Source organism: Giesbergeria giesbergeri (genome assembly GCF_054779375.1).
In genome coordinates this window covers 142,224-156,372 of sequence record NZ_BAAGYJ010000005.1, presented here as the reverse complement: position 1 = coordinate 156,372, position 14,149 = coordinate 142,224, and the positions used below count along the sequence as shown (strand labels likewise).

Sequence of the window (14,149 nt, the reverse complement as noted above, 5' to 3'; positions counted from 1 at the left end):
AGTTCTGATTTTTCATGAAACGCTTTTGGCTGATTTTTTCCCAAGCCGTGACGGTGTTTGTCGCGGCCTATTTTGTAGTTGCCACACTGCAACCAGACTGGCTCACCGCTGGAGCCAGACGCTCTGGTGCTGGCGTGACTTTGTTTGAGGCCCCCGTCACCGATCCGGCCCGTCCAGCACCAGGCAGCTTCAGCCCCGCAGCCCGTAAGGCCGCACCGGCGGTAGTTAGCATCAACACCAGCAAGGCAGCCGTGCGGCACCCGCGCAGCAACGACCCATGGTTCCAGTTCTTTTTTGGGGATCAACAAAGCCAACCCCAGACTGGGTTGGGCAGTGGTGTCATCATCAGCCCTGATGGTTATATTTTGACCAACAACCATGTGGTGGAGGGCGCTGACGAGATCGATGTGACGCTCACTGACAGTCGCCGTGCCCGCGCCCGCACCATTGGTACCGACCCAGAAACAGATCTGGCTATTCTCAAAATCGAATTGGACAAACTGCCAGTGATTGTGTTGGGCAACTCTGACCAATTGGCGGTGGGTGATCAGGTGCTGGCGATTGGCAACCCATTTGGCGTGGGCCAGACAGTCACTAGCGGCATCGTGAGTGCGCTGGGCCGCAGCCAACTGGGTATCAACACTTTCGAGAACTTCATCCAAACCGATGCTGCCATCAACCCTGGCAATTCTGGTGGGGCACTGGTGGATGTGAATGGCCATCTGTTGGGCATCAATACGGCCATTTACTCACGCTCAGGAGGCAGCATGGGGATCGGCTTTGCTATTCCGGTGTCCACAGCCAAGATGGTGCTGGATGGCATCGTGAAGGACGGTCAGGTCACACGGGGCTGGATTGGCGTCGAACCCAACGAACTTTCACCCGAACTGGCTGAAACCTTTGGTGTCAAGGCCAGTGAAGGGGTGATATTGACTGGGGTGCTACAAGACGGGCCAGCGGCACTGGCAGGTATACGCCCTGGTGATGTGATTGTGCAGGTGGGCGACAAGGCTATTACGAATGTACCCACACTGCTGGCTACTGTGGCCTCGCTCAAACCGGGTGTGCCAGCGAGCTTCCAAGTGCAACGCAATGACCGGATGCTGGAGTTGGCCGTGACCCCTGGCATACGCCCCCGCCCACAACGGGCACTGCGCCGCTGATCAGGAAGAAGCCGCAGGCGTATCGTCACTTTCAGAGGGCGCCTGGGTGTGCTGGATGAAAATCTGTGCAGCCCAGATGCCCAACTCATAGAGCAGGCACATGGGTATAGCCAGTGCCAACTGTGACACTACATCGGGTGGCGTAACGATAGCGGCAATCACAAAGGCCAGCACAATAAAGTAACCCCGAAACTCCCGAAGTTTCTCTACACTGACCACCCCCATACGTGCCAACACCACCACAGCAATCGGCACCTCAAACGACAGGCCAAAAGCCAAGAACATGGTCAACACAAAGCTCAGGTAGGCCTCAATGTCTGGTGCGGCAGTGATGCTTTTTGGCGCAAAGCCTTGGATAAAGGCAAACACCTGCCCAAAAACGAAGAAGTAGCAAAACGCCACCCCAATAAAGAACAAGATGGTGCTGGAGATGACCAAAGGCAACACCAACTTCTTCTCGTGCGAGTACAACCCTGGCGCCACAAAAGCCCACACCTGCCACAACACCAACGGCAACGCCAGCAAAAAAGCGGCCATCAGTAGTATTTTCAGTGGCACCATAAAGGGCGAAATCACCGAGGTGGCAATCAACGTAGCTCCTTTGGGCAAATGGGCTACCAGGGGTGCTGCCAGCCAGTCATACAGCGTGCCGGGGCCAGGAAAAAAGAACAACAGGGCAGCCGCAACCAGCACGGCCAACAAGGCCTTGACCATGCGGTCGCGCAGCTCCATCAGGTGCTGCACAAAGGGCTGTTCGGTGCCCGCGAGTTCGTCTTGGGGTGAGTGGTCGGACATGTGTAGAAACTGCGGGAGATAAGGCCCGCCCCTGCCGCGCAGGGCGCTGCGGCATCAACGAAATTTAGGAGGGCGGTGGCGCGCTACTCGCGCTGCACCGGACTGTACTTTGGTGCGTACACCGTGGCGCGATTTGTACCACTGGGGCATGGTACCGCGCTTGAGTCGCCAGTTTTTACCAGGATGACGATAGGCAGGCACTACTGCACTGCTGGCAGTGGTGTCCACCCCCAAGGCATCGAAGCGGGTGGCATCAGCCCAATCCTGCTCAAATGCTTGGGTCTGGGTGTGGATGGAATGCTCTACCTCGCGGGCTGCGCCCTCGACGGTCTCCTTCATCTTGCGCAGCTCATCCAGCTCCATCGAGCGGTTGACTTCGGCCTTGACATCGGCCACATAACGCTGTGCCTTGCCCAACAGAGCGCCCACCGTCCGCGCCACGCGCGGCAGTTTCTCTGGCCCAATGACGATCAACGCCACCGCACCGATCAGTGCCAGTTTGGAAAAGCCAATATCAATCATGCCGATGCCATCCCAAAGACTCAGCCTTTGTGCTTAGCCTCGACATCGATGGTCGATTTGTCGGTGGCGGTGTGGTTGGCCACTTGCCCAGCAGATGGGCTGGTAGTGCTGTCGGCTGCCGTGCTGCCGTCCTTCATGCCGTCCTTGAACCCCTTGACAGCGCCACCCAAATCGGAGCCGATGTTCTTGAGCTTCTTGGTGCCAAACACCATGACGACGATGAGCAGCACAATCAACCAGTGCCAGATGGAAAACGAACCCATGAAAATCTCCTAAGGAATGCGGTTCATTGTAGAGGGGGGTATCAGCCCTTCTTGAACCAGGGACGCGGGCCACCCATGACATGGAGATGCAGATGGTGGATTTCCTGCCCACCTTCAAGGCCAGTGTTGACAACCATGCGAAATCCTCCTTCGGGATAGGGGTTGCAGCCTTGCTCTAATGCCAAGCGTGGGGCCAGTGCCATCATGCGCCCCAACAGGCCGATATGCTCTGGCTGCACTTGGGCCATAGAGGGAATGTGTAGCTTGGGCACCATCAGAAAGTGTACGGGTGCCCAAGGGTGAATGTCATGAAAGGCAAAGATTTCTTCGTCTTCGTAGACTTTGCGTGATGGAATTTGACCCGCAATAATTTTGCAGAAAAGGCAATTGGAATCGTGCATAAAACTCTCTGAGGAGACGGTGAATCTTTTCAGATGGCCCGTGCCAACTGAAAGCTGGAACGCACACCAATGTCAGAACGATGGTCTTGCAACCACCGCAGGCCCACCGTGCGGCCCAGCGCAAACAGCTGACGCATAAAGCCCAGATCAGCGCGTGTTTTGCTGGCCATGCCAAAGTCGGCCAGCACGGCACCACCATCAATGCGGTGCATGTGAACCTCTTTGAAATGTCCGGTGTCAATCTTGCCTTCAGCGCGCAACCTGCGGGCAAACTCCAGAGAGCGCAGTTCGGCCAGCAAACCGGCATTGAAGGTGATCTCGTTGACACGATCAGTGATTTCGGGCACTGTGGCAGGCACCCGCAGATGCTCTACCGGGTTGATCTGTACCAACAAAATATCGCTGCTTTGGGCACTGTAAATCAGTGGGTAAAGTGGTGGGTTGCCCGAATAGCAGCCATCCCAATAGGCTTCGCCATCAATCTCAACGGCTTTGAAGATCAACGGCAGGCAGGCCGAGGCCATGACAGCATCCGCAGTCAGGCGGTGGCCGGAAAATATCTCGCCCTGCCCAGTGCGCACGTTGGTGGCACACACAAACACCCGAGGTGCAGCTTCAGAAGTAGCCAACAGTTCGAAATCGACCTCACGTTCTAACAGCTGGCGCAACGGATTGATATCCAAAGGATTGGCCTGTGCAGGTGCCAGCCAAGGCGTCATCATGGCCAAACCTGGAAACACCTGCGACAGCGGTGCCCCCCAAGCCAAATTGCCCAAAGCGCCAGTGCCTTCCCACAGGCGCGTCAGGGTAGCGCGGGCCAAATCGGCACCCGCTTGGCGCACATCTTGCGGATCTTGGTACTGTTGTGCTGCTTGGGCAAAGCCGTAGGCCACAGCCACAGCATTCATGGCGCCGGCGCTAGTACCACTGATACTGTCTAGCTCAATCTGGCCGTCTTCGAGCAAGGCATCTAACACCCCCCAGGTCAAGGCACCATGTGGCCCCCCTCCTTGCAAAGCCAGGCTCAAGCGCGGGGCCGGGTTGCTGCTTTCAGGCATACAGCTCTTGCCCCTTGTTCATCGCCACCATGCCGCGCACTATTCGGTAGAGAAACCATAACGAGATCAGCGCCCATGCAATCCAGCCAGGAAAGACGAACAGCAACCACAGTGGGGACGTGAGCACATAGAGCACCCCGGCCCACAGCACAGTACGAATGCGCCAAGAAAAATGACTGGCCTGCCAAGTCCCTTCGGCGTCCCCTTTTTTGACCAAATCAATGATGAGTGCAATCACTAACAAGGCCGCACCGGGCTGCGCCCCCGGAATGACGGCCCCCACCGCCACCACCAGATGCAGGAGGTAGCTGACCCAACCCCAAGCCATCAGGCCACGGGCTTTTTCTTCGTTGCTTTGCACATCCAAGATATCGCTCATGGTGTGGCCTGACGCTGGGCTTTTTCCTCTAAACCACTGGTGCCCTCACGGCGTTCGAGTTCGGCCACCACATCGGCAGGCTCCAACCCATAGTGGGCCAACGCAATCATGGAATGAAACCAGAGATCAGCCACTTCATACAGCAGCTTGGCCTTGTCAGCCCCGTGGTCTACATCTTTGGCGGCCATCACCACCTCGGTGGCCTCTTCACCAATCTTTTTCAGAAACGCATCTGGGCCTTTGTGCAACAGACGGGCCACATAACTTTTCTCGGGGTTGCCGCCTTGGGCAGGCTTGCGGCTCTCAATCACTACCGCCAGACGGGCCAGTGCCCCCTCTATCGACGTATCAGCAGCAGACATGCAAGCAACCTTTCTTTATTGGTAGATCGATTGGGGGTCTTTGAGCACCGGATCGACCGGCTGCCACTGCCCCTCACGCAGCACACTGTAGAAACAACTGTGCCGCCCAGTGTGGCAGGCAATGCCCGGTTCATGGCCTTGCTGTGTGACTTGCAGCAAAATGACATCGTTGTCACAGTCGATGCGAATGTCGTGCACCATTTGCACATGGCCAGACTCTTCGCCCTTAAACCACAACTTGCCGCGTGACCGGCTGAAATAGACAGCTCGGCCCAATTCAGCGGTCTTTTGCAGAGCCTCTCGATTCATCCAAGCAAACATGAGCACATCACCAGTGCCCTGCTCTTGTGCAATCACAGGTACCAAGCCCTGCGCATCCCATTTGACTTGCTCTATCCAGTTCATGGCACCCATTGTGAACGATTAGATTACAAACGCACCGGAATACCACGCACCGCCATGTGCTGTTTGGCCTGTTGCACGGTGTATTCACCATAGTGAAAAATGCTGGCCGCCAGCACCGCATCGGCAGCGCCTTGCTGCACACCATCGGCCAAGTGATCCAAGTTACCCACCCCCCCAGAGGCGATGACGGGTACGGCCACAGTGTCGCTCACGGTGCGTGTCAAGGCCAGATCGAATCCAGCCTTGGTGCCATCGCGATCCATACTGGTCAGCAAAATCTCGCCAGCGCCACGCCGGGCCATCTCGGCGGCCCATTGCACTGCATCAAGACCGGTGTTTTTGCGCCCACCGTGGCTGTATACATCCCAGCCCGCACCTACCGCTTGGCCATTGGTGCCTAGGCGGGCTTCGTCCTGCGGGGTGCGGCGCTTGGCGTCAATTGCCACCACAATGCACTGGGCGCCATATTTGCCAGAAGCGGCACTGATGACATCGGGGTTGGCAATGGCTGCCGAATTAAAACTGACCTTGTCAGCCCCGGCATTGAGCAGGCGGCGGACATCTTCTACGGTGCGCACGCCCCCACCCACAGTCAGCGGGATAAAAACTTGGCTAGCCACGGCCTCAATGATGTGGAGGATCAGGTCGCGACCATCACTGGTAGCGGTGATGTCAAGAAAAGTCAGCTCGTCGGCCCCTTGGGCGTTGTATCGTGCGGCGATCTCGACGGGATCGCCCGCATCGCGCAGTTCAACAAAATTGACGCCCTTGACGACACGGCCTCCGGTCACGTCAAGGCAGGGGATGATGCGTTTGGCAAGCATGGCGCAGTAAATGTAGCAATGGAGAACAAGCCAAGGAAGATACCACGCGGCTAAGACAAACTGCGGGCCACACCATTCTGCCAACGCCAAGCATCTTGGCACATGCGTTCAATGCCATGCTGGGCCTGCCACCCCAACAGGTGCGCCGCCAACGAAGGGTCGGCCCAACATTGGGCCACATCACCGGGACGGCGGCCTACTATTTGGTAGGGAATGGGGCGGCCACTGGCCTGCTCAAAGCGACGCACCATTTCTAGCACGGACACTGGACGGCCTGTGCCCAAATTGACCGTGAGCAGGCCGGGATGTTGCTGTAAATAACGCAAGGCTGCCACATGGCCTTGGGCCAAATCCATCACATGGATGTAATCACGCACCCCAGTGCCATCAGGAGTGGGGTAATCGTTGCCATAAATGCAAAGACCACTGCGCTGACCAGCGGCCACTTGGGCCACATAGGGCAATAAATTGCCCGGTACATCTTGCGGGTCTTCGCCAATCAAGCCGCTCTCGTGCGCCCCCACAGGGTTGAAGTAACGCAAACGCGCAATGCACCACTGCCCCGGCTCTGCCGCATCCACATCAGCCAGCACTTGCTCCATCATCAGTTTGCTCCAACCGTAAGGGTTGGTGGCCGACAACGGAAAATTCTCGCGAATAGGCACACTCGCCGGCTCACCATACACCGTGGCCGAAGATGAAAACACCAAGTTACGCACCCCTGCCTGCCGCATGGCTTGCAGTAAGGTGATGGTGCCAGCCACATTGTTCTGGTAGTAACGCAAGGGGGCAGCGACGGACTCACCCACCGCCTTCAGTGCGGCAAAGTGGATCACCGCCTGAATCGGGTACTGTGCCAAGATACGGGCCAGCAAGGCCGCATCACACACGTCACCTTCGATACAGACTGGCTCTGTACCGATAATGCGGCCCATGCGCTCCAACACTGAGCGGCGACTGTTACTGAAATTGTCCAGAATAAGAAAAGGAAAACCCGCAGCCGCCAGTGCCACACAGGTATGCGAGCCGATAAAACCGGCACCACCAGTCACCAAAATCATGCCCTTGCATCCTTTGGAAAGTGCCCCAACACAGGGCGACCCTCATGGCAAAAGAGCTTGATATTTTGCAGCCCCCACCACAACGGCAATATGAACTAATGAATATCTGCTTTAGATAGACTATCACTATAATTCAATTTAAAAACACCTTGTTACGTTTTTGGTGTTTTGTGCATTACATGTTTTTGGTTACACCCACCATGTCTAAATTCTTTCCTCTGCTGCTGTGGGTTCTGGGCAGTCTGTTGTCCGTGTCTGTCCATGCTTTGCCTGCGGTGGCCTTGCATTACGGCGCGGCACCCTTGGCCGATCTGAAAGTGTTTGACATCGTGGTGGTAGAGCCTGACCACGGCCACGACCCGCTGCTGTACCAGCGCAGCGGCAGCCAGTTGTATGCCTATGTGTCGGTAGCAGAGGTGCAGCCTTCACGCCGCTACTACCCAGACATTCCAACAACCTGGAAGCTGGCACGCAATGGTGACTGGCAGTCAGAGGTGCTAGACCAAACGCCTGCAGACTGGCCCGAGTTTTTTGCCAACCGGGTGGTGGCTCCTTTGTGGGAGCGCGGTTACCGAGGGTTCTTTCTGGACACACTGGACTCTTATCGCCTAGCCGCCCAGTTTGATGAAGCGGCCCAGCAGGCCGGGTTGGTACGGGTCATTGAAACGCTGCACCGGCGCTTTCCGGGCATCCGACTGATTTTGAATCGCGGTTTTGAAATCGTGCCTCGGGTGCGCGACAAAATTGAGATGGTGGCCGCCGAGTCGTTGTTCCGTGGCTGGAATGCTGGTCAAAAGCGTTATGAGGAAGTTCCGGCGGCCAGTCGCGAATGGTTGCTAGGCCAGTTGCAAACCATCCGGCAACAACATGGAATTCCGGTGCTGGTGATTGATTATGTGCCACCCCACAACCGCTCCTTGGCCCGTGCCACAGCCAGCCAAATTGAGGCGCTGGGGTTCATTCCTTGGGTGGGTGACAGCCAATTGCACACCATTGGTGTGGGCAATATCGAATTCCAGCCCCGGCGTGTTTTGGTTCTTTATAACGGCGGCGAGACTGTTGCGCTCAACTACACCAACGCCCACCGCTACCTGCAAATGCCCCTCAACCACATGGGCTATTTGGTGGAGTATGCCGATACGAGGCAGCCTTTGCCCCAAGGCATTTATCGGGATCGCTATGCGGGGGTAGTGACTTGGTTCTCGGGCTTTTTGCCTGCCACCAAAGGCAAGGAGTTGAGCCGTTGGCTACTGGCCCGTGCTGGCGAAGGAATGCCATTGGCACTGATTGATGATTTTGGCTTTCTGCCCGACCGCAGCTGGACAGAACAGTTGGGGCTGCAAGTGGGTGACTTGGGGATGCAGGGCACATTGCAAACGATACGCCAGCACCCCATGATGGGTTTTGAAATCGCCCCCCCGATGCCAGGCCGGGAATATGAGCCAGTACGCATTACCAACAAATGGAGCGCACAGGCTACGCCCTTGTTGGAGCTACAGGACCAGCGTGGGCAACGGGCTGTGGCGGGTGCCATCATGCCTTGGGGTGGCTTTGTGCTCGATCCTTTCGTTTTGGTGACTCTTCCTGGCACAGACCAGCAACGTTGGGTGATTGACCCCTTCACTTTCTTAACGCAGGCACTGCGTTTGCCCCCCATGCCAGTGCCAGATGTGACCACCGAAAATGGCCGCCGCTTGCTGATGGCCCACATTGATGGCGATGGCTTTCCATCCAGAGCCGAAATGGCAGGCAGCCCCTTCTCTTCAGAAGTACTGCTCAAGGATGTGCTGGAAAAATACCGTATCCCGCACACCATGTCGGTGATTGAAGGAGAGATTGCCGCACACGGCCTCTACCCACAATACAGCACCCAACTAGAGGACATTGCACGGCGGATGTTTCGGTTGCCGCATGTCGAAATGGCCAGCCACAGCTATAGCCATCCCTTTTTATGGAACCAGGAAGCCAAACACGGCACGTTCTTGGACGAAACCCAAAAAGACTACCACCTGGAGCTGCCCGGCTACACCTTCAATTTAGAACGCGAAATTGTCGGTTCGGTCAACTACATCCAACAACGGCTGGCCCCCACCGGCAAGAAGGTGCAGATCATGCTGTGGACAGGCGATACCGCCCCCAGCAGTGAAGCCTTGGCGATTGCCGACCGTGCTGGATTACTGAACATGAACGGTGGCGATACCTTCATCTCCCGCAACCAGCCCTCGCTGACCGCTGTGCGCAGCCACGGCATTCAGAAGGATGGCTATGTGCAGGTATTTGCCCCCATCACCAACGAGAACATTTACACCAACCTTTGGCAGGGGCCGTTTTATGGTTTTGAGCGGGCGATTGAAACCTTTGAGATGACGGGCCATCCACGCCGTATCAAAGCAGTGGATATTTACTACCACACCTACTCAGCCAGCAAGCGGGCGGGGCTGCAGGCATTGCACAAGGTGTACCGTTGGGCGCAGGCACAACCCCTGCACCCGGTTTTTGCCTCTGAATACATTCGCAAGGTACTGGATTTTTATACTTATGCCCTGGCCCGCGATGGGCAGGGCTGGCGTGTGCGCGGTAGTGGTGAGTTGCGCACTTTGCGCCTGCCTGCCAGTTGGGGCATGCCAGCACTGGCCCAGAGCCAACAGGTAGCCGGCTACCGTGAAGGTGCCGAAGGCACCTACCTGCACCTGACAGGTGATAGCGCCCGCTTCCAAACGCTGGAGAAAACAGGCACAGCCCCCCCCCCACGCCCGTTTTTGTATGAGGCCAATGCACGCATCAAAAAGTGGCAGGTGAATGCCAATGCCACACACACCGAATTCTCCCTGCAAGGCCATGTGCCACTCGAGTTTAGTGTGGCCCACAGCAGCCACTGCCAAGTGCGCACCGGCCAACGGGTGTTGGCCCCTGTCCGCACCACCACCGCTGTACGTGCCGATGTCCAAATGTTTGAGTTGACTGCTACACATGCCGACTTCCAGATCGTCTGCCCAACCCGCTGAGCGGCCTTTGCTTGCTCCTTACTGGCTGCTATTTCTATTGGCAGTGATGGTGGGCGGGGGGTTATGGCTGCTCTATCCTCGCCAAGACTTGGAACGCCGTTTGAGTCAGGCGGGCAATGAACACTCCGATTTGTCTACCAACTATCTGCACAACCTTTTGCGCAGCGATCCAGACAATCCGCAACTGCGTTGGTTATTGGCACGACAACAGGGGCAAGCGGGCGAGCTCGACACTATGCGCCAGACCTTGCAACCCGCCCTGCAATCGGCCGATGCGGGCATACACCGCCGTGCTGTCTGGCTCCTGTGGGAGAGTACCTACCAAGCCTACGAAAAAACAGCGGGCTCGGCCACCCAAGCGCGCGCCCAATTGCATACCAAGCTGGTAGAACAGTTGCCCGCGCTCGTACGTGAAGAATGGTCTGCAGAGCAACAACAACAATTAACCCGCCAAGCATTGGACTTGGGGCAGCCCACCGTTGCCATCACGCTGATGCGCCAGCGGGCATTGCAACAACGGCAGCCAGACCAAGCCGCACGACTGTATGAACAAGCGGCACAAACCGCATTGGCCCATTCCCATTACGCAGCATGTGCTGAGTTGTATCTGCTGGCACGCCAAGCCACGCCCCATGCCCCACAGGCCAAGCAATACTTTCTGGCAGCCATTGCCGCCATGCAGTCGAGCGGGCAACCACTGGCAGCCCTAGAACTGGCAGAAAAAGAGCTGCAGACACTGCACAGCGACAGCGAAATCATTGAACGGTTGGTACAACTGGCACGGGCCGCAGGCCGCCCAGACATTGCTGAGCAATATGTCAAGCAGTTGCTGCGTCTGGCCCTGTGGCGGCAATGGCAAGCCCATGCCCAAGCATCCACCACCACCCCAACCTTACTGGAGCCAGTCACGCACAGGCAGCTGCCCAGCCCCCCTCCGCAGCAATACGAAGATCGGGCCTATCTGTTGGATCCATCCTTGTTGCATCACCCCAACGATGGGGTGGCCCCAGAAGACTGGCAAGTTGTATCCAGCAGCCAAAAGTCTCCCCCGATCGCGGCGCCCGGACTGCCGTTTGATGACAAGATCTACACCCTAGGGTACCAAGTGTTCTTAGAAAACAAGAACCTTGAAGATGCTTGGCGTGTGGCCAAAGCAGCCGTACAACAAGCCCCTCAACTCATTCTTTGGCATGAGCGGTTGGCCCAAGTCTCTGAATGGACGGGGCGACTGGAGTTGGCTTTGCAACACTGGTTGCAGGTGGCCCGTCAGACACAAAACAATGTGGCCTGGCAAGCGGTGTTGCGCTTGGCTCCCGGACAGTTTGATGATGCTGCACTGGTCGAGGCATTGCGTTACGAGTTACGGCGCAGGCCTGGCCACCCCACATTGTTGCAAGAATTGGTAGATGCCTATGAGCGTTTGGGGTCTCCCCAGCCTGCACTGGACTACCTGCGCCAGCAACCTGCCACCCCCCAGACCCTGGAAATGTTGGCTGGCCTAGCCAAGCGAGCGGGCGATTTGGACTTGGCTCTGGCCAGTTGGCAACGCCTGTTTGAAGACCCCACCCAATTGACCCCCACGCTGGCGATGCGTGCAGCAGTGTTGGCCCTGTTGCGCGGCCAAGCGGCACAAGGACTGGCGTGGTTAGAGGCGGCGCAAAAAAAGATCACCCCTGACACCACAGACAGTGCCGCCTTCTGGCGCCTCACGGCCCAGATGGCACAAGACCAACAACGAGACCTGTTGGCCGTGCAGGCTTATCGCCAATTGTTGGCCGAAGATGGTGCTGATGTTGGGGACTTTGATGCCCTGATTCGGCTGTTACAAACCGACCAACCGCTAGAGGCCGCTGAGGTGGCGCTGCTGGCGTGGCAACAACACGACCAGTCCCGCCACTTCATTTTGGCCCTGGGTATTTATGCCAGCCGCAACCAATGGTCTGAGGCGCAACGGGTACTACAGCGGGTAGATCCAGCCCCCCATGCACAACGTCGGGCCTTGCACCGCTTGCGCCAAGAACCTGAGTTTTTGCGCCTAGCTGGGCTGTGCTACCAAAACACAGGCCGTCGTGCCCAAGCCCGCCAGTATTACGAGGCTGGATTGCGACAGGCACCACAGTCGACAGCCATGCGCCATGCGCTGCTATGGCTGTTCATCGAGGGCAACGATGCCACTGCCTTGCGCGATATTTTGACGCGTTACGAGGCCCAATGGAGCCAAGACAAAGAATTGCACGATGCCCTGGCATCGGCCTACCAGTCCCTGTCACTGCCCGCTATTGCCCTGGATCGCTATTTACAACCCCGTGTGCAAGCGCACCGCAACGACCTGCTTTGGCTCATGAACTATGCCGATGCGCTAGATCAAAACCAACAATCGGATCGTGCATGGCGCTTACGGCGCTACCTGCTCAGTCAAGAATGGCAAAAAGTCCACCGCAATGTCAGCACCACACAGTCGCGTGCCCGCTGGCTGACCGAGGAGGGCTTGAATACAACACGGCGAATAGCCCGCACCCGCCTACAACTGACACAGCGCCCAGGAGACGTGGGACTGGCTACGTTGCGCGAGCTGCTGCGGCTAGACCGTGACGCCCGCCACGGCCTATCCAATGCAGCGGCAGAGACCGCCATTGGCTGGCTGCAAGACGCGGGGGAATACACCGCCGAACGTGGTTTTCTATGGCAACAATATGCCCGCAGCCATAGCATACAAGCCAACCGGCCACTGTGGGCCGAAATTACCGTGGCTTTGGCCGAGAAAGACAAAGCTGCCACCGGCGAGCTGCTCGAAATCTTCGATCAACGCTTGCCCCGTTACGACCGGGTGAATGCAGCAGCCGCTGTGGGGGATGTGCGCTTGGCGCAAAGTGCCGCCTTCGAGACCCAACACGACCAACCCGATGACAGCCCACTGCACCAGCAACTGGCCGAGAACCTATTGGCCTTCAGCCCCCATGCCAATGGCAACATAGCCTCACGCAGATTAGACAAGCTGGACGAACAAGAAACAGAGACACGGCTGCACTACCCATTGAGCCCCTCTTTGTCATTGGGGCTCAAAATGCTGCGTACCGACCGGCAAACCACCGATCCACGCGCCCTGCAAGAGCCTTCTCAGGAGCGTGCCGCCTATGGTGCCTTGCGCTGGCAGTATGGGGGGGGTAGCTCCACCATGCTGCATCTGGGCTGGCGCGAAAGCTTAGCCAGCTCTACCCCTTGGCAGCTTGAACATATACAACGGCTGGACAACCGCTTGTCATTGCATCTGGACTGGGGCAATCAACTGCCTACCCAAGAGAGTCTGGCTTTGCGCATGGGCGGGATGAAAGACCGTTTGGGCATAGGCATGCGCTACCAAGCCACCCGCCTAGACCAAGTAACGCTCAACCACTGGCGAGAAAAATACGAATGGCAAACCGGGGGTGAAGTAGGCAATGGACAACATTCCGCCCTGAGTTACACCCACACCTACCGCTTAGACGTACCCACTGTGGATATGGGTGCTTTCTGGTCTAGCCACAGTTACGACCGGCGCAACCCCCAAGGCTTATCGGGCGCCGACCGTGCCTTCACTCGCTATCTGCCCCCAGGCATCGCCAATGTAGATCGTGGCTATTTGCTGCCCGACAATTTTCAGTTCTATGGCGTGCAACTCACTACCAATCTGCGTTTTGAGCGGGACTACATCCGCGCCCTCCTGCCCTTGGCCAGTCTGGCGCACACCTGGCACAGCCGCCAAGGGGCGGGCTACAGTCTGCGCTTGGGCTTGGCGGGCAGCGTGCTCGGAGCAGACCACCTGAGCCTGATCTGGGGTTTGGGCAAATCTGGAGCACAAACTCCGGGCCTGAGCCAAGAAGTTCAATTGAACTACCGTTATCACTTTTAACCGTTATCTCTGCACAAGGCAT

At 57.3% G+C, this 14,149-nt stretch carries 13 protein-coding genes; 3 read left to right on the top strand and 10 right to left on the bottom strand.

All coding sequences use genetic code 11. The features are described 5' to 3' along the window. Positions 1 to 14 precede the first annotated feature (14 nt). Positions 15 to 1,163 (top strand): trypsin-like peptidase domain-containing protein, encoded by a 1,149-nt coding sequence (locus ACYVB2_RS10625; RefSeq protein WP_382432429.1) that lies wholly within the window; start codon positions 15 to 17, stop codon positions 1,161 to 1,163. On the opposite strand, the gene tatC is transcribed toward ACYVB2_RS10625, so the two are convergent. The 10 genes from tatC to galE are packed head-to-tail and all read right to left on the bottom strand — an operon-like array spanning position 1,164 to position 7,233. Then, positions 1,164 to 1,958: a twin-arginine translocase subunit TatC gene (tatC, locus tag ACYVB2_RS10620; protein WP_382432427.1), complete on the bottom strand. Its 795-nt coding sequence runs from the start codon at positions 1,956 to 1,958 to the stop codon at positions 1,164 to 1,166. Between the two features lie 54 nt (positions 1,959 to 2,012). Further along, positions 2,013 to 2,480: a Sec-independent protein translocase protein TatB gene (tatB, locus tag ACYVB2_RS10615; protein WP_382432425.1), complete on the bottom strand. Its 468-nt coding sequence runs from the start codon at positions 2,478 to 2,480 to the stop codon at positions 2,013 to 2,015. Positions 2,481 to 2,500: 20 nt separating this feature from the next. Then, on the bottom strand, positions 2,501 to 2,743 hold the full coding sequence (gene tatA, locus ACYVB2_RS10610; RefSeq protein WP_382432423.1) for a Sec-independent protein translocase subunit TatA: 243 nt from the start codon (positions 2,741 to 2,743) through the stop codon (positions 2,501 to 2,503). A 41-nt stretch (positions 2,744 to 2,784) separates the two neighbouring features. After that, a complete protein-coding gene (locus tag ACYVB2_RS10605; protein ID WP_382432421.1) occupies positions 2,785 to 3,144 on the bottom strand; it encodes a histidine triad nucleotide-binding protein in 360 nt (119 codons plus the stop codon). Between the two features lie 29 nt (positions 3,145 to 3,173). Next, a complete protein-coding gene (locus ACYVB2_RS10600; protein ID WP_382432419.1) occupies positions 3,174 to 4,202 on the bottom strand; it encodes a patatin-like phospholipase family protein in 1,029 nt (342 codons plus the stop codon). Beyond that, positions 4,195 to 4,581, bottom strand: a complete 387-nt coding sequence (locus tag ACYVB2_RS10595; RefSeq protein ID WP_382432417.1) for a DUF4870 family protein — start codon at positions 4,579 to 4,581, stop codon at positions 4,195 to 4,197. The genes ACYVB2_RS10600 and ACYVB2_RS10595 overlap by 8 nt, the downstream gene beginning before the upstream one ends. Beyond that, positions 4,578 to 4,943 (bottom strand): phosphoribosyl-ATP diphosphatase, encoded by a 366-nt coding sequence (locus tag ACYVB2_RS10590; protein WP_382432415.1) that lies wholly within the window; start codon positions 4,941 to 4,943, stop codon positions 4,578 to 4,580. The genes ACYVB2_RS10595 and ACYVB2_RS10590 overlap by 4 nt, the downstream gene beginning before the upstream one ends. 15 nt (positions 4,944 to 4,958) lie before the next feature. After that, a complete protein-coding gene (hisI, locus tag ACYVB2_RS10585; protein WP_382432413.1) occupies positions 4,959 to 5,357 on the bottom strand; it encodes a phosphoribosyl-AMP cyclohydrolase in 399 nt (132 codons plus the stop codon). Positions 5,358 to 5,371: 14 nt separating this feature from the next. Then, a complete protein-coding gene (hisF, locus tag ACYVB2_RS10580) occupies positions 5,372 to 6,172 on the bottom strand; it encodes an imidazole glycerol phosphate synthase subunit HisF (protein WP_382432411.1) in 801 nt (266 codons plus the stop codon). Positions 6,173 to 6,222: 50 nt separating this feature from the next. Then, a complete protein-coding gene (gene galE, locus ACYVB2_RS10575; RefSeq protein WP_382432409.1) occupies positions 6,223 to 7,233 on the bottom strand; it encodes a UDP-glucose 4-epimerase GalE in 1,011 nt (336 codons plus the stop codon). Positions 7,234 to 7,433: 200 nt separating this feature from the next. Here galE and ACYVB2_RS10570 point away from each other — a divergent pair, with 200 nt between their 5' ends. Together ACYVB2_RS10570 and ACYVB2_RS10565 are read left to right on the top strand one after the other, a co-directional pair. Beyond that, entirely contained in the window at positions 7,434 to 10,238 is a 2,805-nt protein-coding gene (locus ACYVB2_RS10570; RefSeq protein ID WP_382432407.1) for a bifunctional glycoside hydrolase 114/ polysaccharide deacetylase family protein, read from the top strand. After that, positions 10,204 to 14,127 (top strand): tetratricopeptide repeat protein, encoded by a 3,924-nt coding sequence (locus tag ACYVB2_RS10565; protein ID WP_382432405.1) that lies wholly within the window; start codon positions 10,204 to 10,206, stop codon positions 14,125 to 14,127. Before ACYVB2_RS10570 ends, ACYVB2_RS10565 begins: the two co-directional genes overlap by 35 nt. Positions 14,128 to 14,149: the final 22 nt, after the last annotated feature.

Bases quoted from the DNA above. Each gene is read 5' to 3' on its own strand.
- ACYVB2_RS10625 (WP_382432429.1), top strand. From the start codon at position 15: ATGAAACGCTTTTGGCTGATTTTTTCCCAAGCCGTGACGGTGTTTGTC.
- tatC (WP_382432427.1), bottom strand. From the start codon at position 1,958: ATGTCCGACCACTCACCCCAAGACGAACTCGCGGGCACCGAACAGCCC.
- tatB (WP_382432425.1), bottom strand. From the start codon at position 2,480: ATGATTGATATTGGCTTTTCCAAACTGGCACTGATCGGTGCGGTGGCG.
- tatA (WP_382432423.1), bottom strand. From the start codon at position 2,743: ATGGGTTCGTTTTCCATCTGGCACTGGTTGATTGTGCTGCTCATCGTC.
- ACYVB2_RS10605 (WP_382432421.1), bottom strand. From the start codon at position 3,144: ATGCACGATTCCAATTGCCTTTTCTGCAAAATTATTGCGGGTCAAATT.
- ACYVB2_RS10600 (WP_382432419.1), bottom strand. From the start codon at position 4,202: ATGCCTGAAAGCAGCAACCCGGCCCCGCGCTTGAGCCTGGCTTTGCAA.
- ACYVB2_RS10595 (WP_382432417.1), bottom strand. From the start codon at position 4,581: ATGAGCGATATCTTGGATGTGCAAAGCAACGAAGAAAAAGCCCGTGGC.
- ACYVB2_RS10590 (WP_382432415.1), bottom strand. From the start codon at position 4,943: ATGTCTGCTGCTGATACGTCGATAGAGGGGGCACTGGCCCGTCTGGCG.
- hisI (WP_382432413.1), bottom strand. From the start codon at position 5,357: ATGGGTGCCATGAACTGGATAGAGCAAGTCAAATGGGATGCGCAGGGC.
- hisF (WP_382432411.1), bottom strand. From the start codon at position 6,172: ATGCTTGCCAAACGCATCATCCCCTGCCTTGACGTGACCGGAGGCCGT.
- galE (WP_382432409.1), bottom strand. From the start codon at position 7,233: ATGATTTTGGTGACTGGTGGTGCCGGTTTTATCGGCTCGCATACCTGT.
- ACYVB2_RS10570 (WP_382432407.1), top strand. From the start codon at position 7,434: ATGTCTAAATTCTTTCCTCTGCTGCTGTGGGTTCTGGGCAGTCTGTTG.
- ACYVB2_RS10565 (WP_382432405.1), top strand. From the start codon at position 10,204: ATGCCGACTTCCAGATCGTCTGCCCAACCCGCTGAGCGGCCTTTGCTT.